Source organism: Kitasatospora cheerisanensis KCTC 2395, from assembly GCF_000696185.1.
In the GTDB taxonomy this organism is placed as follows: Bacteria; Actinomycetota; Actinomycetes; order Streptomycetales; family Streptomycetaceae; genus Kitasatospora; species Kitasatospora cheerisanensis.
In genome coordinates this window covers 7,811,933-7,832,250 of the sequence record NZ_KK853997.1, presented here as the reverse complement: position 1 = coordinate 7,832,250, position 20,318 = coordinate 7,811,933, and the positions used below count along the sequence as shown (strand labels likewise).

At 72.4% G+C, this 20,318-nt stretch carries 19 protein-coding genes and 1 pseudogene; 7 read left to right on the top strand and 13 right to left on the bottom strand.

Translation table 11 applies throughout. From position 1 onward, the window contains the following. Window positions 1-146 precede the first annotated feature (146 nt). Window positions 147-881 carry a TetR/AcrR family transcriptional regulator gene (locus tag KCH_RS35200; RefSeq protein WP_244305579.1) on the top strand — a complete coding sequence of 245 codons (735 nt, stop codon included), beginning with the start codon at window positions 147-149 and terminating at the stop codon, window positions 879-881. 601 nt (window positions 882-1,482) lie between these two features. On the opposite strand, the gene KCH_RS35195 is transcribed toward KCH_RS35200, so the two are convergent. The 8 genes from KCH_RS35195 to KCH_RS35155 all read right to left on the bottom strand — a co-directional run bounded on the left by KCH_RS35195 (window position 1,483) and on the right by KCH_RS35155 (window position 7,799). Then, complete coding sequence (locus KCH_RS35195; protein ID WP_051653799.1) at window positions 1,483-2,148, bottom strand: ankyrin repeat domain-containing protein; 666 nt, start codon at window positions 2,146-2,148, stop codon at window positions 1,483-1,485. Continuing rightward, complete coding sequence (locus KCH_RS35190) at window positions 2,148-2,480, bottom strand: hypothetical protein (RefSeq protein ID WP_035875295.1); 333 nt, start codon at window positions 2,478-2,480, stop codon at window positions 2,148-2,150. The genes KCH_RS35195 and KCH_RS35190 overlap by 1 nt, the downstream gene beginning before the upstream one ends. 300 nt (window positions 2,481-2,780) lie before the next feature. Continuing rightward, complete coding sequence (locus tag KCH_RS35185) at window positions 2,781-3,920, bottom strand: 50S ribosomal protein L11 methyltransferase (RefSeq protein WP_035870083.1); 1,140 nt, start codon at window positions 3,918-3,920, stop codon at window positions 2,781-2,783. Further along, the gene (locus KCH_RS35180; RefSeq protein WP_051653797.1) at window positions 3,917-4,828 is read right to left on the bottom strand and encodes a radical SAM protein; all 912 of its coding nucleotides are present in this window, start codon (window positions 4,826-4,828) and stop codon (window positions 3,917-3,919) included. The genes KCH_RS35185 and KCH_RS35180 overlap by 4 nt, the downstream gene beginning before the upstream one ends. 55 nt (window positions 4,829-4,883) lie before the next feature. After that, window positions 4,884-5,393, bottom strand: coding sequence for an NUDIX domain-containing protein (locus KCH_RS38325; RefSeq protein ID WP_051653796.1), 510 nt, complete (start codon window positions 5,391-5,393; stop codon window positions 4,884-4,886). An 823-nt stretch (window positions 5,394-6,216) separates the two neighbouring features. Continuing rightward, window positions 6,217-7,071, bottom strand: a complete 855-nt coding sequence (locus KCH_RS35165) for a helix-turn-helix domain-containing protein (protein WP_035870078.1) — start codon at window positions 7,069-7,071, stop codon at window positions 6,217-6,219. A 4-nt stretch (window positions 7,072-7,075) separates the two neighbouring features. Further along, window positions 7,076-7,594 carry a DUF6879 family protein gene (locus KCH_RS35160; protein WP_208866024.1) on the bottom strand — a complete coding sequence of 173 codons (519 nt, stop codon included), beginning with the start codon at window positions 7,592-7,594 and terminating at the stop codon, window positions 7,076-7,078. After that, window positions 7,572-7,799 carry a hypothetical protein gene (locus KCH_RS35155; protein ID WP_035870077.1) on the bottom strand — a complete coding sequence of 76 codons (228 nt, stop codon included), beginning with the start codon at window positions 7,797-7,799 and terminating at the stop codon, window positions 7,572-7,574. The genes KCH_RS35160 and KCH_RS35155 overlap by 23 nt, the downstream gene beginning before the upstream one ends. 414 nt (window positions 7,800-8,213) lie before the next feature. Here KCH_RS35155 and KCH_RS35150 point away from each other — a divergent pair, with 414 nt between their 5' ends. The 3 genes from KCH_RS35150 (at window position 8,214) to KCH_RS45585 (ending at window position 9,860) form a co-directional block, all read left to right on the top strand. Further along, complete coding sequence (locus KCH_RS35150) at window positions 8,214-8,978, top strand: class I SAM-dependent methyltransferase (RefSeq protein WP_035875282.1); 765 nt, start codon at window positions 8,214-8,216, stop codon at window positions 8,976-8,978. A 106-nt stretch (window positions 8,979-9,084) separates the two neighbouring features. After that, window positions 9,085-9,408, top strand: a complete 324-nt coding sequence (locus KCH_RS45590) for a hypothetical protein (RefSeq protein WP_244305578.1) — start codon at window positions 9,085-9,087, stop codon at window positions 9,406-9,408. After that, entirely contained in the window at window positions 9,399-9,860 is a 462-nt protein-coding gene (locus KCH_RS45585) for a hypothetical protein (RefSeq protein ID WP_244305577.1), read from the top strand. Before KCH_RS45590 ends, KCH_RS45585 begins: the two co-directional genes overlap by 10 nt. 65 nt (window positions 9,861-9,925) lie before the next feature. On the opposite strand, the gene KCH_RS35140 is transcribed toward KCH_RS45585, so the two are convergent. After that, window positions 9,926-10,876, bottom strand: a complete 951-nt coding sequence (locus tag KCH_RS35140; RefSeq protein WP_035870075.1) for a hypothetical protein — start codon at window positions 10,874-10,876, stop codon at window positions 9,926-9,928. A gap of 191 nt (window positions 10,877-11,067) precedes the next feature. Here KCH_RS35140 and KCH_RS35135 point away from each other — a divergent pair, with 191 nt between their 5' ends. Further along, on the top strand, window positions 11,068-12,273 hold the full coding sequence (locus KCH_RS35135; RefSeq protein WP_051653795.1) for a serine hydrolase domain-containing protein: 1,206 nt from the start codon (window positions 11,068-11,070) through the stop codon (window positions 12,271-12,273). Between the two features lie 89 nt (window positions 12,274-12,362). Here KCH_RS35135 and KCH_RS35130 read toward each other — a convergent pair. The 4 genes and pseudogenes from KCH_RS35130 to KCH_RS35115 all read right to left on the bottom strand — a co-directional run bounded on the left by KCH_RS35130 (window position 12,363) and on the right by KCH_RS35115 (window position 17,115). Beyond that, window positions 12,363-13,813 (bottom strand): annotated as a pseudogene (locus KCH_RS35130) (glycoside hydrolase family 1 protein). 56 nt (window positions 13,814-13,869) lie between these two features. Continuing rightward, on the bottom strand, window positions 13,870-14,772 hold the full coding sequence (locus KCH_RS35125) for a carbohydrate ABC transporter permease (RefSeq protein WP_035870071.1): 903 nt from the start codon (window positions 14,770-14,772) through the stop codon (window positions 13,870-13,872). A 4-nt stretch (window positions 14,773-14,776) separates the two neighbouring features. Next, window positions 14,777-15,718, bottom strand: a complete 942-nt coding sequence (locus KCH_RS35120; protein ID WP_035870069.1) for a carbohydrate ABC transporter permease — start codon at window positions 15,716-15,718, stop codon at window positions 14,777-14,779. A gap of 92 nt (window positions 15,719-15,810) precedes the next feature. Next, window positions 15,811-17,115 carry an ABC transporter substrate-binding protein gene (locus KCH_RS35115; RefSeq protein WP_035870055.1) on the bottom strand — a complete coding sequence of 435 codons (1,305 nt, stop codon included), beginning with the start codon at window positions 17,113-17,115 and terminating at the stop codon, window positions 15,811-15,813. A gap of 298 nt (window positions 17,116-17,413) precedes the next feature. Here KCH_RS35115 and KCH_RS35110 point away from each other — a divergent pair, with 298 nt between their 5' ends. Next, window positions 17,414-19,912 (top strand): glycosyl hydrolase, encoded by a 2,499-nt coding sequence (locus KCH_RS35110; RefSeq protein ID WP_341865462.1) that lies wholly within the window; start codon window positions 17,414-17,416, stop codon window positions 19,910-19,912. Then, window positions 19,909-20,286, top strand: coding sequence for a hypothetical protein (locus tag KCH_RS46910; protein WP_341865461.1), 378 nt, complete (start codon window positions 19,909-19,911; stop codon window positions 20,284-20,286). Before KCH_RS35110 ends, KCH_RS46910 begins: the two co-directional genes overlap by 4 nt. Window positions 20,287-20,318 lie beyond the last annotated feature (32 nt).

Genomic DNA, 20,318 nt, shown 5'->3' with positions numbered 1-20,318 from the left:
GTTTCCCCCTCGGAAGGCAGGCCGGAACGGGCCCTCCCCGGGCCCGGGCCAGAAAGTGTGTCCCATGGACACTGTTTCTGCTGTGTACGGTAGACGCAGTTTCAGGCCGGACGCAAGGCGGTTCGGCGGAGTACCGGGGAGGGCCCGTGGCGGAGCAGTCGGAACAGCCGGGACAGGCCGGGCAGGACGCGGCGGCGGTGCGCCTGCTGTGGGGTCCGCCGGCCCGGCCGACCCGGGGGCCGAAGCCGGCCCTCAGCCTGGAGGCGATCGCCCGGGCCGGGATCGAGGTCGCGGACGCCGAGGGGCTGGCCGCGCTGTCCATGCAGCGGGTGGCGGGGCTGCTGGACTACACGAAGATGTCGCTCTACCGGTACGTGCCGGGCAAGGCCGAGCTGATCGCCCTGATGATCGAGCACGCGGTCGGCGAGCCCCCGCCGCCGGGCGAGGCCCCCTGGCGCCAGCAACTCACCGACTGGGCGCACCGGATGGCCGAGGTGCTCGCCGCCCACCCGTGGGTGCTGGACGCGCTGTCCGCGCCGCGACTCACCGGCCCGCGCGAACTCGCCTGGCTGGAGCGGGTGGTGGCCGCGCTGGACGGCCAGGGCCTGAGCGGCGCGGAGCGGATGGACGCGGCGGTGCTGCTGGTCGGTCACGTGCGGGCGATCGCGGCGCAGCAGCGGCAGTCCCGCGAGGGGTCGCCCGAGGCGGAGATGCTGCGCGCGCTGGGCGGGCTGGTGGTGGCGCACGCGGAGCGCTACCCGGCCCTCGCCGCCGCCCTGGCGGAGCCGGGCGACGGCCGCGACAACGCCTTCGACTTCGGCATCGAGCGGATCCTGGACGGCTTGGCGGCGCTGATCGCCCGCCGGGCGGGGCGGCTCTGACGGGCCGTCGGACCCGAACGCGCCTCAGGGCTGCGGGCGGCGCGGCCCGGCGCGGTGCCGGCCGCGCCGGGCGGGGGTGCGGGCCGTGACGGCGCCGGCCAGCACGAGCGGGGTGAGCAGCAGAACCATGGTCAGGTGCATGCGGTGCCTCCGGGTGGTCCGGTTCCTGCTGGTGCCGTTCCCGTGCCGGGCCCGGACGTGTGGGCCGTGCCGCCGGGATCACCCGCCCGGACCGCCTCGCGGCCCGGATCTCCCCCGGTCGGTCGTCCCCCGGCAGTGGATCTCCCCGGGCCGACGATCCGTCAATCTGCTTCGCGGGGGCGCTCGGGCAGCACGATCGGCGCGCCCCTGCGCGGGTGCGCCAGCACCTCGACGGGGTGCCGGTGCACCCCGCACGGCGACAACTCGCCGGTGGGGCCGGTGGCGACGGCCGGCGCCGCGACGCGGTCGGTGTGCGCAGGCGGCGAACGCCAGGTCGTGCAGCACCGGGAACACGCCGTGCCCCGCCCCCGCACGCTCCCCCGCGCTCCGCAGATCGGACCCGGCCGGGCCGCGCCTCACCCTGACGGCGGGTCAGCGCCGGCCTCGGGCCCCGCCCCGCTCACCCCGTCCGCTGCTCGGCGGCCCGCTTCCGGCGGAGGAACTCCGCACGCAGGACGGCCTGTTCGATCGCCGCGTAGGTGGCGGCGTGCTGCGGACGCCAGCGGGCCGCGTCGCGGGCCCGGCGGACGGCGGCCGGGGTGGGCGTTGCTCCGCGGGTGAGCAGGTGGCGGACGGCGCCGAGGCTGGGCGTGCCGGCGGTCCACTCCAGCGGCGTCATGCCCTTCATCGAACGGTCCTCCAGATCCGCGCCGTACTCGAGCAGCAGGTCGATCAGGCTCTCGCGGTGGTCCGCCCCGGGGCAGATCACGGCCACCACCAGCGGCAGTTCCTGCGTCCGCTCGCTCTGGATCCCGGTGGAGGCCCCGGCGACCAGCAGCAGCCTCGCCACCTCCAGGTAGCCCCACCCGAGCGCCAGGTTCAGCGGCTTCAACTCCCGGTAGTCGCCGATCTGCTGGTTCGGGTCGGCACCGGCCCGCAGCAGTTCGGCGACGACGTCCGCATGACCGGCCCGGACGGCGTGCTCGATGGCCGCGGTCCGGTTCCCGTCCCGGCCGTCGGGATCGGCACCGTCCGCCAGCAACGCGACGACGCGCTCCCGGTCGCCGGCCCGCACCGCCTCCGCGAGCCGCTCCGCCCCCGCCGGGACGGCGTTCTGTCGATCCATCAGCCGTTCACGTCGCCCGGCCGGTCCTCGCCCGCGCGTTCCGCCGCGAGAACCGCCAGCTCGCGCAGGCGGGTGAAGTACTCGCGGCCCTCGGCGTCGTCGGCGAGTTCGGGCAGGATCCGGTCGACGGTGGCCGTGCCGTGCCGGAGCGCCTCTCTGCGCCGCCGGTCGAGCGGCCCGGTCAGGGCGGCGGACACGCAGCCGGCCAGGTGGCTGTCGAGCAGGACCAGGTCCTCCCCGGCGGGGGCCTGACGGTAACAGCTGCGCGGGAACGGCAGGGTGAGGAAGTCCTCCCACAGCCGGGCCAGCGGGTCGGAGTGCGTGTCGCTCATGCCGTCGATGATGCCCGAGCCCACAAAACCCGCATCACCCCGCCCCACCCGACGACGAGCCACCACTTCCCACCCCACCAACCTCAGCCTCCAACGGCCCGGCGGGTACTCGCGCCAGCCGACGGAGAACAGCGGCCCTGCCCTGCCCTGTGGCAGGTGCGCTGCTACCCAGCGGGACGGTAACGCCGTGCCGGGCAGCGGACTTCGGGGTGGCGCTGCCGCCCGGAACCTCGCGGGCGCCGTGCGCGCGTACGGGACCGGTCTCGTCCGCGAGTTGTGCGCACACGATTGTTTTTTCACCTATGCCTGGATGGTTGCCGACCAGCGGCCGCGGTTGAGGTGGATCGTGCCGTTGGGGTCGATCCTGGCTTTGCAGCCGTAGAGGGGCAGGCCGCCTTCGACGGCTTGCCGGTTCCGGATCCGTTCGAGGTCGTCCCAGAGGCGGCGGGGTCCGCTCTGGTGGACGGTCGGCGGTTCGAAGCGTTCGGCTTCGGCGCGGGCCCACGATCCGTCGGGGTGGGCGAGGTAGGCGGTGCATCGGCCGGGCCGCTGTTCGAAGTCGATCTCGATACCGGGTGTGGTGATCGTGAGCATCGACCGGACTTCCCAGCTGTCGCGGATGTCGGCGACGGGATAGCGGTAGGTGGCGACGTGTTCGCCTTCGGCTTCGCGGGCGGTCTCGAAGACGGTGTCGAGTCCCGGCGGGTAGTCCGGGCCGTGACGGGTGGTCATGAATCCGGCCCAGTCGCGTTCGACGATTCCGGTAGCGCCGCCGTCGGGGTCCTTCCAGGCGGTCAGGATCAGCGCGGTGTCGGCGATGGTGGTGACGAGACGTCCGCCGGGCCGCAGCACCTGGAGCCAGGAGACCGGGACGGGGCGGGCGGCGACGGTGGCCACGAGCCGGTCGTAGGTGCCGGGGATCGGGCCGGTGGCGTCCACGGTGAGGACGTTGGGCCGGAGCCCCAGTTCCTCGTCGAGGCGGTCCCGTGCCGCGTAGGTCAGGTACTCGTCGACGTCGATGCTGGTGACGCGGTCGGCTCCGAGCCGGACGGAGGCGAGGGCGGTCAGTCCGCCGGCTCCGGTGCCGACGTCGAGGAGGGTGTGGTCGTCGCCGATGCGGGCGTGGCGGAGCATTTTGACGAGGAGTGCGGTGAGGGTGGCGGAACTGGTCGGCCGTCCGGCCGGGTTGTCTTCCGGGCCGGCGTGGTCGGCGTGGAGTCCGGCGATGCTGGTGACCATGGACGCGTGGCCGTAGGCGCGGCGAAACCACAGGTCGGGGTCGTTCTCGCCGTCGATCAGCCGCCAGCCGCCGGCTTCGGCGGGTTCCCACCACTTGGGCACCAGCAGGTGCCGGGCGACCTCGCTGACGGGGTGTCGCCAGCGGGAGTCCGGGTCGGTGGTCCGTTCGGCGAGGTCGTGGGCGTGCTTCGTCCAGCTCATCGAGTCGCCTTTCCGGACGCGGTGGCGGGTGCGATGCCGTAGGCGGGGTTGCACGCTTCGGTGCTGGCCGGGTTGCAGTCGTTGCTGTCGTTGGGGACGCAGCCAGCCGTGGCCGCGCGCTTCGGCGGGATGCTCGCGGAGAGCTTCGCCCACTCCGGGCCGCCGAGGACGGCGCGCAGGCCGCCGGGGTCCTTGACGTCGCCGGAGCCGAGCCAGCGGCCGATGACGCACGGCGCCACGCGGCCGTCGGGGAGGACGGCGAGCCGGCCGCGTGTGCAGTTGCCGCACAGCGCGTCGGGGGTGGGCGCCTGGCCGCCGCCGGCTCGGCCGACGCCGCGGGCGTCGTCGCGGGTGACGTTCTCGACACCGAGCGCGTGCAGTTCCTGCACGGCGAGTTGTTCGAGCTGCCCGTCGTGGCAGCGGACGACGCCGACTCGGAGGGGGATGCCGAGGCTCAGGGCCTTGGCGATGTTGGCGCGGGCCTTGGCGTGGCTTCCCGGGACGTTGGTGACACGGTCGTGTTCTCCGGCATTGACGGAGTAGTACGAGGTGCCGAGTCGGACGCCGGGCCTGGAGAGCACCGCCCAGCCCTTGTCGGTGATGTGGAAGAGGTTGGAGAACACCTCGACGCCGAGGTCCAGCGCCAGGGCGTGGTCGACGAGATCGGCCCAGCCGGGGTAGGCGGTGGGCTCGCCGCCGATCAACTGCACCAGCCGTACGCCGAGTTCGGCGCATTCGGTGATGACCGTCCTCCAGTCGTCGAGGGTCATGGTGCCGTGCGGCACGCCGGGGCCGGACTCGTTGTAGCAGTGGGTGCAGGAGAGCTGGCACTTACCGGTCAGCTCCAGTTCGACCGAGGCGGGCGCGGTGAGCGTCGCCCCGTGCGGTCGTTCCATGATCACGGTCACGCTGGTTCCTCCTTCGTAGTGGGTGGCGCTGGACCGCCGCGGCGGAGCTTCGGGGCTACGCGGGCTGGACGGGCCGGCCGTGGCGCAGCAGCGGCAGCCACATCCCGTACTTGAGCGCGTCGAGGGCCTGGGCGACGCGCCGGGCGGTGTATTCGGCGATGTCGGGGTGCGTGTCGAACTCGGTGGGGTGAACCCATTCGAAGTCGGCGATCTCGGAGACGGCGCCGGAGGGTACGCGCATGTCGGCCTTCTGCTGTTCGGTGAACTCGCCCGCGTCGAAGACGAAGTTGACGCCTTCGCAGGATCCGGTGCCGGGGTCGGCGGCGACCTGGTCGATGGCGATGAGTGCCCAGAGACGCACGTGCAGTCCGGTCTCCTCGGCGAACTCGCGGCGGGCTGCGTCGTCGAACCACTCGCCTTCGGTGGCGGCTCCGCCGGGGAGGATGAGCCCCCTGCCGTAGAGGGTTCGGACGAAGAGGACGCGGCCGGCTTCGTCGCGGGCGATGCCGAGGCATCCGGCGCGGCGTCGCGGGTGGGCGTTGTTCGGGATGTCGCTGTGTGCCACGGTGGTTGGCGTTCTTTCAGTCGGTGTGCGGGTGGGGCTGATCGTGCTCCGCGTAGCGGTTTCGCATGGCCTGCGGCTCGCCCTCCGCTGCTCGGCGGGCGGCGTTGATCACTTGCCGTGCGCCGTCGTAGTCGCGGGCGGCCGAATCGGAGTCTGCGCGTCTCGCGAACTCGGCGGCTCGGGCGACGGCTTGGTCCTGTGTGTCGCGGTTGCTCTTAAATGCCGACTTGTCGTCATACCTGTCATTGGCTGGGCGCCCCTGACCGGGTTTGTCGTAGTGCGGGGCCAGGGGCGGCCTGGCGGCGCGCCCGCGCGCGGCCCTTCCGCCGGATGTGGGCCGGCGGGGCCGGGAATTGGGGGCGGCTCAGCATCGTCGCGCTCGGCGCAGGGGGCGGGTCGCGAGCCACCAAGGCGCGCGGTCGTCGACGAGCACTTCATTGCGGGCCGCCCGAACAACCTTGGGAAGCCGCCGAGCCCGTAGTTGCTGGTCGCGTAGGACTCCATGGCGGCCCGTCAGACAGTGGGCTGCCGCGCCGTCACAGGGCGGTGGCGCGGGCACTCACAGGCGGGCCACGCGAACGTGGAGAGCGGGGTCGGCACGATCAGCTCGTCGGACGAGGTGGTCGACCGGAGGGTGCGGGTGCCGTCGGGCTTCACCGTGCTGACACGGATGGTGAGCCTTGCGGCTGCGGTGGGGTACGACTGCTGCGGCGGAGTCTCCATGAGGCTGCTCCCGTTCGTCCGTCAGGTCTCTTCTTCGTGACACGACGTTAAGAGCGGGTCGCGGAGAGTCGCCAGAAACTTGCTCGAACTTGCTCGGTCGTCACCCAAGTGCGTTGATCGCAGAGGTGATTAGCCCACGAGCATCGGTGCCGTGCACGGCGAGGCCGGCCAGTTCTGAGAACGCCTGGCTGTACTCGGCGATCTCGCCCGGCCGAGTAGCTGTCAGGTGTGCGGCGACGAGTTCCACGTTCACCTGTACGTCGTCGTAGATCGTGAAGCTCTCTGTAGGCCACCCCGCACCCCGGACGACTCCCATCGGGATGATCCCGACACTGACGGACGGGAGCGACGACATGGCGATGAGGTGGCCGAGCTGCGCGGCGAGGGTCTCGGTGTCGCCGATGACTGTCCGAAGCACCCATTCCTCAATCAGGAATGCGAAGCGATGGTCGCCTGATCGAAGGATGCCCTGCCGGTCCATGCGGACGGCAACAGCGTCGTCCACGTCATCGTGACCGCCACCGCGGAGTGCGAGAACGGTGTTCAGCACGGCGCGCGTGTACTCCGCGGTCTGGAGCAGCCCAGGGATGACCCACGACTGGTACATGCGAAAACGGCGAGTACGGTCGAAGAGCGGCCGAACGGCTTGCTGTGGCTGTTTCAGTCCGGAGCGTTCAAGGCGTCGCCATTCGACATAAGCCCCTTCGATGCCCCGGAGGGTGGCGATCAGGTCGGCGGCCAGCTCAGGGACGCCGCAGATGGCAACCCAGGTGCGGATGTCGGTTTCGCTGGGGGTGGTGCGGCCGCTCTGGAGCTTCGAGCACTTGGATTCGTGCCAGTTGGCGCGCTCGGCCAGCTCACGGGCGCTCAGCCCGACGTCTTGCCGAATGCTGCGCAGGCGCTGGCCGAGCGCACGACGTGCTTCTTGGACGCTCGATGACGATGATGCAGACACGATCTCAGCTCGGCTTGTACTCCGCGTGCGGGACGGCGAGGCGCCATACCGCGTCGAACGCCGATCGGCAGAGTTCGACTGTGTCGATGTCTGCCACGATCTCGTCGTCGACGAAGTCGCCCTCGCCGCTGAAGTGATGGACAAGCAGGATGCGGTCGTCGACCAGCCAAAAGTCGTTCGGGGGTAGCGCCAGGCCGGTGGCTCGGTGGCGTGCGAGCCACCGGACGTCCTCGCCGGAGGCGATGTTGCGGAACGTCACGTCGTACTCGAAGCGCGTGTACTCCGAGAGCGGTTCCGAGACGACCCTCGACCGTCGCACGACGACACCGCGGTTGGTGGCCGTGGCGATGAGGTCGAGCCAGGGGCTCCACCAGGACGTCTTGTCGCTCTGGTCGTGTCGGTGGCCGCTCTGCCAGCTGAGGAACATCGGGTCATCGCGCATGTAGCCGTCCCGAAGCTCCAGGTGAACTGCGGAGCGCTGCGCTGACCCGATCAGTTCCTCAAGCGTCGGTGCTGCCGACACCCTTCACCTCCGGGAAGAACTGCATCATGCGCTGCGGAAACTCGATCACGGTCTCGTGGTCGGGGATGTCCATCTGGGACAGCCTCTCCGAGTCCAACACCTTCCAGCCCTGCAACACGTAGTTGCCGGTCTCCTCGTCCAGGTAGACGGTCGGGCTCTTTCCTTCGGGGCTGTCGGGGTCTTGGCCCAGTTTCACCAGTGCCATGGTGTCCCTCCTCGGCGGTTGCGGGCGATCGATGTGCCAGAGCTTGCCTCATCCGCTGGCCAGTTGCGCCCGGCTTCCTCGAACTTGCTGATGGGTGTCCGATTTGAGCTGTCGTCATGCCTGTCAACGGAAGTGACGCCGTGGCGATGACGCACCAGTGCCCGAGGGACGCCGATGCGACTCTCGACGCGATCTGTAACTGGACGGACTGGCTGGCCAGCGGCGAAACGATCCCGTCAGGTGCCGGGGGTGGTGGTGCGTGGTGAGGTCGGCGAGCATCCGGCGTCGAGGGTGAAGAGTCGCGTGCCCGGGCCGGTGACGCGACGGCAATTCCGCCTCGGCCACCGGGCCGCCTGCGGGGTTGGGTGCCAATTCGCTCGCCCGGCCGGCCGGTCGCGTGCTTCGATGCGCGGCATGGACCGCTCTTTCGACGCTCTGCTCGCCGAGGCCGAGGCCGCTCCGGTCGACGGTTGGGACTTCTCCTGGCTCGACGGCCGGGCCACCGAACAGCGCCCCTCCTGGGGCTATCAGCGGTTGCTGGGCGAGCGCCTGGCCGCCGCCTCGGCCGCGCTGGACGTGCAGACCGGCGGCGGCGAGGTGCTGGCCGGCGCGGCGGCGGGGGGCTTCCCTCGCACCATGGTCGCCACCGAGGGCTGGCCGCCGAACGCGGCGAGGGCGACCCGGCTGCTGCACCCGCTGGGCGCGGTGCTGGTCGCCTGCCCGGAGGACGCGCCGCTGCCGTTCGCGGACGGCGCCTTCGACCTGGTGACGAGCCGTCACCCGGCCACCGTGCACTGGCCGGAGCTGGCCCGGGTGCTCGCCCCGGGCGGCAGCTACTTCGCGCAGCACGTCGGCGGGCGGACCAACGTCGAGCTGAGCGCGTTCTTCCTCGGCCCGTTCGAGCCGGGCGGCGACCGCGAGCACGAGGTGGAGGCGGCGCAGGCCCGGGCGGCCGGGCTGGAGGTGGTGCGGTGCCGCAACGAGCGGCTGCGGCTGGAGTTCTTCGACGTCGGCGCGGTGGTGTGGTTCCTGCGCAAGGTGATCTGGACCGTCCCGGACTTCTCGGTGGACCGCTACCGCGAGCGCCTGCGCGAGCTGCACGAACTGATCGGCCGCGAGGGCGTGTTCGTCTCCACCATGTCCCGCACCCTGATCGAGGCCCGCAAGCCCGCCGCCTGATCGAGCTCCCGCGGGCCCCCGTGACGGCGCGCGTCCCCCGCTCGGACCGCCCGAGCGGCTATGCATGGGCCGGGCGAGGTCCGAGGGAGCGCGGGAGGCGGTCGCGGTGGCGCAGGACGAGCAGGAGCAGCGCACGGAGCTGGACCGCAGGGGCGGTCCGGGCCACACGGTGCTGCTGGCGCTGGTGGTGGCCGTCCCGCTGGTGAAGATCGCCTGGACGGTGGGCGGCGGCTCGCACACCCGCGAGGTGGTCAGTGCGATGGGCGCGCGGAACCTCGGCGAGGTGCTGGTCGGCATGGTGACGACCCGTCCGCTGCTGGGGAGTCTGGTGGCGGTGGTCACCTCCCGGGTGGTGTTCGCGCTGTTCGCGGCCCGGGCGCCGTCCCGGGCGGCCGCTCGCTCGGTTCGACGGCCCGGACGGTGGCGCTGACGTTGGTGAACCCGCTGGCGATGGGCGTGCTGTGCTGGGTGTTCTACGGCCCGTGGTGGGGGCTCGGGGTGACGCTGGTCGCGCTGACGCTGCGTCAGGGCATCGTCTGGGAGTACCGGGCGGGCCGCCGCGGCAGCCGCCCGGCCCGTACCGGGCTCGCCCCGTGGCAGGTGCGGTTCGTCGCGACCGAGCAGTGGGCGGCCCTGCTGCTGACGGTGGTGCTGCTGCCGCTCACGGCGTTCGCCACCGCGCTGGACGGCCTGGCCTGGGACACGGTGCTGCACTGCCAGGTGGCGGCCGGCGCGGAGACCGAGGAGTCCCGGCTGATCGAGCTCGATCGCAAGGGCAACGGCGTGGTCGGCTGGGACCTGCACGCCGAGGAGATCGTCAACGGCCTGGGCTGCGTGAAGGAGGACTCGCTGCGGGTCCGCCCGGCCTGGTGGAACTCCTGACCGCCGGCACCCCCGCACCCCGGCGCCCCCGTGCGGTGCGCCTGTGCGGTGCGCCTGCCGAGCGCTCAGCCGGCGAACCACCGCACGGGGTGGCCGGACGCGCCGGTGGTGAGCCAGCTGCCGTCGCCCAGCGGCTGGAGGTCGTACGGGTTCGCGGCGTGCGTGCTGAACTCGCCGAGGATCCGGCCGTCGTGGGCGTCGACGCGGTAGGCCTGGAACCATTCCTGCTCGTCCTCGGTCTCGCCGGTCAGGACGAGCAGCAGGGTGTCCGGGTCGAGGTAGCCGCCGCTCCACTCGACCATGGCCTCGTGCTCCTCGGGCGCCGCGCCGAAGTCGCCGAGGGCGACGGTGAGGCGCAGCTCGCCGCCGGGGAGGTCGAGCACGGTGGCGTCCTCCTGGGTGTGATCGACCGTCAGCAGGCGTCGGCCGTCGGGCGACAGGCCGATCGGGCACCGGTCGTCCCAGGGCAGGCGTTCGACGTCCAGGCCCGCTGCGGTGAGCCGGCCACGGTACACGGTGGTGCCGTCCTGGCCCTCGCCGATGTCGAGCAGCACGGTGCCGCTCGTGGGGTCCGCCCAGTGCTCGCCGCCGTGGCCGACGGTCTCCAGGTCGGCCCGGCCGAGCAGGGCGCCGGTGGCGGGGTCCAGCACCTCCCAGCGGTCGGTGTCGCCGCGCCCGGCCATCGCGTCCGGCCGGTACACCCACAGCTGCCGGTCGTCCGCGGACAGCGCGCAGTTCGCCGTGTGTCCCCACTCCTCGGTCTTCTCGGGCCGGAACGGCGCGCGCCACAGCTGTTCGCCGTCGGCCGCCACGCACACCACCGCGTCCGGCGTGGCGTAGTAGGCGCGGGCGAGGTCGGCCGGCACCGCGCGGCTCACCACGGCGTCGCCGTCCGCCGGGCGGAACACGGCGACGGGCGCGAGCTCCCCGGGCGTCCTGCCGCTCGGCCGGTAGGCGCAGATCGCCCCGTCCACCGCGCGCGTGACGACGGGACGGTGCGGCTGGAGGTCGGTCATGCGCGCCACCGTAGCCGCCGGCGGTGACAGCCCCGCCGACGGGCGGGGTGACGGGGCATCGGCTTCCGTCCCGGGGCGTATTCTCCGGGCCCGGTTCTCCTCCTGGCGAGGGACGCCGTAGAGCCATCCGGTCGGTGAGGCTGGCGGGCGACGAACCCCTTCTGCCGGAGTTTCTGTCGAAGGAGCATCGTGTGAAGAAGTACCGAGCCGTACTGCGGCTGGCCGCGTCCTGGGTGCTGGCGGGCGCGTCGGTGATCGCCCTGACACCCTCGGCGGGCGCGGCCGTGCCCGGTGCGGGCGCGCACGGCACGCCCGGGTTCGCGCCGGTGCCGCAGCGGGCTGCGCTCCAGCAGGGGCTGGACGCGCTGACCGGCCGGGCGGGCGCCAGCGCTGCGATCGCCGAGGTGCGCGACCACGGGCGGGCGGTCTGGCGCGGGAACTCGGGTGTCGCGGACCTGACGACGCAGCAGCCTGCGCCGGTGGAGGGGGAGTTCCGGGCGGGCAGCGTCACCAAGTCCTTCGTGGCGACCGTCGTGCTCCAGCTGGTGGCCGAGCACCGGGTGGGCCTGGAGGACCCGATCGAACGCCACCTGCCGGGCCTGGTTCCGAACGGTGCGAACATCACGGTCCGTCAGCTGCTGAACCACACCTCCGGCCTGTACGACTACACGGAGGACCCGCGGTTCGTGTACGAGTCCGAGGAGGCGATGCGGCGGCTGCTCGCGACGGACCGGTGGAAGTCCTTCGAGCCCCGCGACGTGATCGCGGCGGGCACCTCGAACGAGCCGTACTTCGCACCCGGCCAGGGCTGGTACTACTCGAACACCGGCTACCTGGTGCTGGGCGAGCTGATCCGGCAGGTGACCGGCAACGACTGGCGGACCGAGGTGCGGCAGCGGGTGCTCCGGCCGCTGGGCCTGCGGCACACCTTCCTGCCGGACGGTTCCACCTCCGTGCCCGGGCCGCACAGCCACGGCTACCTGCCGCTGCCCGAAGGCCCGGCGGACATCACCGAGTTGAACCCGTCGGTGGCGGCCTCGGCCGGTGAGCTCATCTCCACCACCGACGACCTGTCCCGCTTCTACGCCGCGCTGCTGGGCGGCCGGCTGCTGCCGCCGGCGCAGCTGGCCGCGATGACGGACACGGTGGCGGCGGTCCCGCAGCCGCCGACCCGCTACGGTCTGGGCCTGATGCAGCTGCGCCTGTCCTGCGGCGAGGTGTGGGGCCATCCGGGCGGCATCTACGGCTACCTCACGTACGTGTTCAGCGATCGCACGGGCACCCGCCAGCTGGCGATCTCGACGAACCCGTACGACCAGCAGAAGGGCGCCGAACTGGTCCCGGCGGCGATCGACCTGATCGACCTCGCCTTCTGCGGTCCGAAGTCCGCCTCCTGATCCGCCGGTTGCTCCTGATCCGACAGCAGCTCCCGACGGTGCCTCCCGGTCCGGCGGGGCGACTTCGCACCGGACCGGGGGGCGGCCGCTCACCTCGGCAGCGCGCCGTCCCGGATCACCCGCCGGTACCAGTGCGCGCTGTCCTTGGGGGTGCGGCGCTGGCTGGCGAAGTCGACGTGGACGATGCCGAAGCGCTTGCTGTAGCCGTACGCCCATTCGTAGTTGTCGAGCAGCGACCAGAGGAAGTAGCCGCGGACGGGGGCGCCGTCGGCGAGGGCGCGGTGCACGGCGGCCAGGTGGGCGTGCAGGTAGGCGATCCGCTCGGGGTCGTGGACGGCGCCGCTGGGGTCGCTGTAGTCCTCGTAGGCGGCGCCGTTCTCGGTGACCAGCAGCGGGACGCCGGGGAGTTCGTCGCGCAGCCGGGTGAGCAGTTCGTACAGGCCGTCGGCGTCGACCGGCCAGTCCATGGCGGTGCGGGCGCCGGGGGCGGGCAGGAAGCGGATGCCTCCGTCGGCGGGCCAGGGGCTGCCGCCCTGGTGCCCGTCGCCGCGCGGCCCGCCCCGGCGGACCCGGCGGCCCCGGCGTCCTCGGCCGCGACGACGGTCGGCGTGTAGTAGTTGATGCCCAGGGAGTCGATGGGGCGGGAGATTTCGGCGAGGTCGCCGTCGCGGACGAAGGACCAGTCGGTGAGCTGCGCGGTGTCGGCGAGGACGTCCTCGGGGTAGCTGCCGCGGAACACCGGGTCGAGGAAGATCCGGTTGGCGAGGCCGTCGATCCGGCGGGCCGCGTCGAGGTCGGCCGGGTCGGCGGTGAGCGGGCGGACGGCGGCCAGGTTGAGGGTGAGCGAGACCTGTGCGGTGTCGGGGAGTTCGGCGCGCAGCGCGGCGGTGCCGAGGCCGTGGGCGAGCAGCAGGTGGTGGTGGGCGGCGAGGGCGGCGACGTGGTCGGTGCGGCCGGGGGCGTGGACGCCGTTGCCGTAGCCGAGGAAGGCGCTGCACCAGGGCTCGTTGAGGGTGGTCCAGGTGGGGATGCGGTCGCCGAGGCGGCGGGCGGCGATGCTCGCGTACTCGGCGAAGCGGTGGGCGGTGTCGCGGCCGGTCCAGCCGCCGCGGTCCTCGAGTTCCTGGGGCAGGTCCCAGTGGTAGAGGGTGGCGACGGGGGTGATGCCGGCGGCGAGCAGTTCGTCGACCAGGCGGTCGTAGAAGTCGAGTCCGGCCTCGTTGGCGGGGCCCCGGCCGCCGGGCCGGATCCGCGGCCAGGCGAGCGAGAACCGGTAGGCGCCCAGGCCGAGTTCGGACATCAGGGCGACGTCCTCGCGGTACCGGTGGTAGTGGTCGGCGGCGATGTCGCCGGTGTCGCCGTTGCGGACGGCGCCGGGGCGGCGGGCGAAGGTGTCCCAGATGGAGGGGGTGCGGCCGTCCCGGTCGGCGGCGCCCTCGATCTGGTAGGCGGCGGTGGCGGCGCCCCAGACGAAGCCGGCCGGGAAGCGGGCGGGGGCAGCGGGGGCGGAGGTGGTCACGGCGAGCGTGTCGGCAGTCATGTCGGGTTCCATCCGGAGGAGTTGAGGGTGCATCAGCAAAGCAAGCCGGATCCGGGTCAGCCCTTGACCGCGCCCTGCATGATGCCGCCGACGATCTGCCGGCCGAGCAGGGCGAACACCAGCAGGACGGGCAGCGTGCCGATCAGGGTGCCGGCCATCACCACGGACTGGTCGGGGACGTAGCCCTGGCCGAGCGACTTCAACGCGACCTGCACGGTGGGGTTCTGGGAGCTGAGCGCGACGATCGGCCAGAAGAAGTCGTTCCAGGTGGCCATGAAGGTGAGCATGCCGAGCACGGCCATGCCGGGGCGGGCGACGGGCAGCACGATCGAGCGGAAGATCCGCAGCAGCGAGGCGCCGTCCGTCCGGCCGGCCTCGACCAGTTCGTCCGGCAGAGCCTGCACCAGGTACTGGCGCATGAAGAACACGCCGAACGCGGAGACCAGCGAGGGCAGGATCACCGAGGGCAGCTTGTTCTGCAGGTCGAGCCGGGCGATGACCATGAACAGCGGGATCACGCCGAGCTGCGGCGGGATCATCATGGTGCCGACGGTGAGCGCCAGCAGCGCGCCGCGACCGCGGAAGCGCAGCTTGGCGAAGGCGAAGCCGGCGAGCGTGGAGGAGAGCACCACGCCGGCGGTGACCGTGCCGGAGACCAGCAGCGAGTTGAGCAGCGCCTTGCCGATCTCGGCCTGCCGGAGTGCCTCGCCCATGTGGTGGAACAGGTTCGGCCCGGGGGTCAACGCGGGGGTGGCGGCGCTGAGTTCGGCGTTGGAGCGGCTGGCGGCGACCAGCGTCCAGTAGAACGGGAGGACCGCGAGCAGGGTGGCGGCGATCAGCACGGCGTGCGCGAGCGGCCCGCCGTGCAGCGGCGAGCGCGCCCTGCGGCCCCCGGCGCGCACGGAACTCCGCTTCCCCGCGGCCGGCTTGTCGAGCGCCTGGGTGGTCACGTGGGTCATCGGGTCACCGGTCCGTACGGTTGCGGCGGGCGGCGATCGCCGCGTTGAGCAGGGCGAGCAGCACGATCAGCAGGAACATCACCCAGGCGACGGCGGCGGCCCGGCCGAGGTGGAAGAACGTCCAGCCCTGTTCGTACAGGTACAGGCCGAGGGTCTGGTACTGGTGCGAGATGCCGCCGCCGGAGTTGCCCTCGTAGAGCAGGGGTTCGCCGAACAGCTGGGTGGCGCCGATGGTGGAGACGATCACGGTGAACACGATGGTGGGGCGCAGTCCGGGGACGGTGACGTGCCGGAACTGCTGCCAGCGCGAGGCGCCGTCGACGGCCGCGGACTCGTACAGCTCGCCGGGGATGGACTGCATGCCGGCCAGGTAGATCAGCGCGTTGTAGCCGGTCCAGCGCCAGGTGACGATGGTGGAGACGCCGAGCTGCGAGGCCCAGGTGCCGGCCTGCCAGTCGACCGGGTGCAGGCCGGTGCTGCTCAGCACCCAGTTGATCAGCCCGTAGTCGCGGCCGAAGAGTTGGGCGAACACCAGGGTGGCGGCGGCGACCGAGGTGGCGTACGGCATCAGCATCGCGACCCGGTAGAAGGCGCGGCCGCGCAGGCGGTGGTTGAGCAGGTGGGCGAGGCCGAGCGCCATCAGCAGCTGGGGGACGGTGGAGAGCACGCCGATGGTGAAGGTGTTGCGCAGCGCGTTCCAGAAGAACGGGTCGTCGAGCAGCCGGGTGTAGTTCTGCAGGCCGAGCCAGTCCATCCGGTCGGAGGTCTGGAGTTCGACCCGGTGCAGCGACACCCAGGCGGTGTACAGCAGCGGGAACAGCCCGAACGCGGCGAACAGCACGAAGAACGGGGCGAGGAAGCCGTACGGGGCGAGTCGGCGGCCCGGGCGGGCGGGCCGCTTCGCGGGCTCGGCGGCGGGCAGCCGCGCGGTGGAGCTGAGGGCCATGGGCGGGGTCCTTCGACGGGGCGGCCCGTCCCGCCGCCGGGTGAACGGCGGGACGGGGCAGCGGGGTTCGGCTACCGTGGGGCGAGGGCCCGTCAGTTGCCGTTGGCCTTCTTGACGTTGTCCAGGGCGTGCTTCCAGGCGGTGTCGGGCGCGGTGCCGGTGCGCTCGACCTCGCCGAGGGCGTCGGTGAACGCCTTGCCGATCACGCCGTCGTCGGTGCCGAGCACCTGGGCGGGCATGGCCTTGGCGGACTCGCTGAAGATCCGGCCGATCGGCGCGTTGTTGAAGTACGCGTCGGTGGCGTCCTTGATGGCGTCCTGGGCGCCGGTGGAGGACGGGAAGGAGCCCTGCTTGGTGAACAGGGTGGCCTGCTGCTCCTTGGCGGTCAGCCACTTGATCAGCTCGGCGGCCTCCTTGGGGTGCTTGGCGGTGCGCGGGACGGTCAGGTAGGAGCCGCCCCAGTTGCCGGTCCGGCCGGGGCCGGGGGCGATGTCCCACTTTCCGGCGCCGGCGTCGCCGGCCTGGCCCTTGATGTAGCCGATCATCCAGGCGGGGCAGGAGAGGGTGGCGAACCTGCCGGTGGAGAACGCCTTGTTCCACTCGGGCGTCCACTGGGCGAGCTTGGCGGACAGGCCGTCGGCGACCAGCGCGGTGGCGTCGGCCCAGGCGGTCTTCACGGCCGGGCTGCTGTCGTACACGGGCTTGCCGGACTCGTCGGCGTAGCGGACCTTCTGCTGGCCGACCTCGGCGGTGAACATGCCCGCGGCGCTGTCGGTCCAGGCGTTGCCGGCCTCGGCCTTGGCGGCGTACTGCTTGCCGAGGTCGAGGTAGCCCTGCCAGCTGGACCACTTGGCGGCGAGTTCGGTGCGGTCGGTGGGCAGCCCGGCGGCCTTGAACAGGTCGGTGCGGTAGCAGATCGCCTCGGGGCCGATGTCGGTGCCCGCGCCGAGCACCTTGCCGTCGGCGGTCCTGATCGCGGCGCCCTTCCACTCCACCAGGCCGTCGTTGACGTCGCCGAGGCCGAGGGTCTTCAGGTCGGTGAACTTGTCGGCCTGCTTCTGCACCACGCCGGCCACCCGGCCGACCTCCAGGCCCTGGATGTCGGCGAGGCCGCCGCCGCCCGCGAGCTTGGTCTGCAGCGCCTGCCAGTACTGGCCCTCGTCCTGGGTGTCGGTCTGCTTGATGGTGATGTTCGGGTGGAGCTTCGCGTACTCGTCGTACAGCCCGGCCTCCTTGAACCCGAAGGTGCCGAACAGGTCCACCGTGAGCGTCACCTTGCCGCCGGCGGAGTCCGCGGACCCGGTGCCGCCGGAGCTGCAGGCGCTGAGCAGGAGCGCGGTGGCGAGGACGGTGCTGCCGAGGGCAGCGGTGGAGCGGCGGACTCTCGGGGTAGCCATGCGAAGGCCTCCAGGGCGGGGCGGGTGCGTGGGCGGGGTGCGAAAGCGAGGGAGCGGTGGGTGCCCGAATTTCTGAGAGCGCTCTCAACCGCTGCCGAGAGAGTGCCGGGCGGAGATTCCCCCGTCAAGCCCTCGAAACCTGAACGTAATCTCGGGCGGACCGCGAGCTGGGCTTTCGACTTCTGAACGCAACAGTCTGCGCCACGGCAGTTGACACCCCTTCAGGCCCGCCCGTACGGTCCGCTGGCTGAGAGCGCTCTCATCCTCCGCCCGCCCCCACTCGAAGGTGGACACGACCATGAAGCTCCGCTCCCTGCGCGGCCCCACCGCCGCCCTCACCACGCTGGCGCTGGCCGCCGCGGCCACCCTCACCGCCGCCCTGGGCTCCGGCACCGCCTCCGCCGCCACCGTCCGGGTCGGCCTCGGCGGCTACAGCGACGCCCGCCCGGCCGGCGCCGTCGGCCCGAGCAATTCCGACGGCGCGCCCGTCACCCCGAAGGTCACCCCGCGGCTGGCCGGCCAGGCCGCCCCCACCAACGACTGGTGGTCCTCGCTGATCTACCAGCGCTACGCGGGCAACCCGTACTCGGAGAACCTGTACGCCCACCCGATGACCTTCAAGGCGCAGGCCGCGGGCCTGGAGGTCGGCTACCCGACCACGCCGACCATCACCCCCGACGGCCGCCAGTACGACTACACCCACGCCCGGGACCTCACCCTCGGCGTGGCCGGCCTGAACTCCCCCGACACCAAGGTCGACGGCTGGTCGGACTGGACCGTCACCCCGTACTGGGCGGACGGCGCGCACACCTTCAGCGCGACCGTCGGCCACGGCCTGCCGTACGTGTACGCGCACGCCACCGGCGGCGCCGCGCAGGTCACCACCGCCTCGGCGCCCACCGTCTTCAGCAACCAGGGCAGCGTGCTCGGCATCACCGTCGGCGGCCACCACTACGGCCTGTTCGCGCCCACCGGCAGCAGCTGGAGCGTCAACGGCAGCACTCTGACGGCGAACCTCGGCGGCAAGGACTACTACTCGGTCGCGCTGCTGCCCTCCGCCGCCGACCTGGCCCAGTTCCGCACCTACGCCTACAACTTCGTCACCGACACCAAGGTCGGCTGGAGCTACGACCAGGCCGCGGGCAGGCTCACCACCACCTTCACCGCCACCACCGCCGCCCAGGAGGGCAGCGCCGCCGGCACCCTGCTCGCGCTCTACCCGCAGCAGTGGCAGGCCACCCCGGACGCGCTGACCCCGCTCGCCTACACCTCCCCGCGCGGCACCATGAAGGTCCGTCAGGGCTCCTCCTTCTCCACCGTGCAGTCGGTCACCGGCGTGCTGCCCTCGCTGCCCGACGTCGGCGGGTACGACCGCGCCGCGCTCGACGGCTACCTGCACCAGGTCTCCGACGCGAGCGACCCGTTCAGCGGCGCCACCGACACCTACTGGGTCGGCAAGGCCCTCGGCCGCCTCGCCCAACTCGTGCCGGTCGCCGACCAGTTGGGCGACACCGCGGCCCGCGACAAGCTGCTCGGGCTGATCAAGGGCAAGCTGCAGACCTGGTTCGCGGGCACCGGCTCACCGGGCTTCGCGTACGACTCCACCTGGAAGACCCTGATCGGCTACCCGGCCTCCTACGGCACCGACGCCGAACTCAACGACCACCACTTCCACTACGGCTACTTCGTGCAGGCCGCCGCCACCGTCGCCCGCTACGACACCGCCTGGGCGGCGGACTCCCAGTGGGGCGGCATGGTCAAGCTGCTGGCCAAGGACGCCGCCAACACCGACCGCGCCGACGCCCGCTTCCCCTGGCTGCGCACCTTCGACCCGTACGCGGGCCACGGCTGGGCGTCCGGGCACGCCGGGTTCGCGGCGGGCAACAACGAGGAGTCCTCCTCCGAGTCGCTGAACTTCAGCGCCGGCCTGCTGCTGTTCGGCGCCGCGACCGGCGACACCGCGCTGCGCGACCTCGGCGTCTACCTGTACACCACCGAGGCCAACTCCGTTCAGCAGTACTGGTTCGACGCCGACCACCGGGTCTTCCCGGCCGCCTTCCAGCACTCCACGGTCGGCATGATCTGGGGCTCCGGCGCCGCCTACTCCACCTGGTGGACGGCCGCGCCCGGCATGATCCACGGCATCAACTTCCTTCCCGTCACCTCGGGTTCGCTCTACCTGGCGCGACGGAAGGACGACCTGGCCGCCAACCTGGCCGAGCTGAAGGCGAACAACGGCGGGGCGTTCACCGACTGGCGCGACCTGCTGTGGGAGGCCGAGGCCCTGACCGACCCGGCCACCGCGAAGGCCGACTGGGACGCCGGGAACGCCGGCTACACCCCGGAGGAGGGCGAGTCCCGGGCCCACACCTACCACTGGATCTACGACCTGGCCGCCCTCGGCACGCTCGACCCGGCCACCACCGCGGACACCCCCACCGCCGCGGTCTTCGTGAACGGCGCCACCCGCACCCACGTGGCGCACAACTACACCACCGCCGCCCGCACCGTGCGCTTCTCCGACGGCTACGCGCTGACCGTCCCGGCCCGCTCCACCGCCTCCGAACGCGGCAGCAGGCCGGACGGCGGCACCGGCGGCGCCACCGGCTCGCCCTCCCGTCCGCCTCCTCGTCCCCCTCGCCGTCGGCCTCCCCCACCGCCCCGCAGACCCGCGCCGGCACCCTGTACCTGCAGCCCGACGGCACCCTCTCCCCCGCCTTCGGCTCCGGCGCGACCGGCAGCACGATCCCGTCCGGCGGCGGCGCCAACCACGACGGCACGCCCTACCAGCCGGTGACGTACACCCTCGGCCACCTCACCGGCACCCTGCGGGCCGGCGGCAGCACCGACTTCGACCTGTACGTCGACGCGGGCTCCACCGTCGCGCTGGCCCAGCAGGCCCGCGTCTCCTACGACTTCGACGGCAACGGCACCGTCGACCGGACCGAGACCTACCGGTACTTCGCCACCGACCCGGTCCCCGGCTGGGAGCGCTACGGCGCCACCGCCGCCGGGCTCCAGTCCAGCACCGGCGGCCCGCTCGCCAACCTGAGCAACGGCACCGTCAGGATCGAGGTCTGGCCCGCCCTCGGCAGCGCCCCGGCCCAACTCCGCACCGGCGCCACCCAGTCCCAGGGCAACGCCTCGGTGCTGCGGCTCCCCTTCGACTGACCTGCGGACGCCTCCCGGGCCCGGCGGAACAC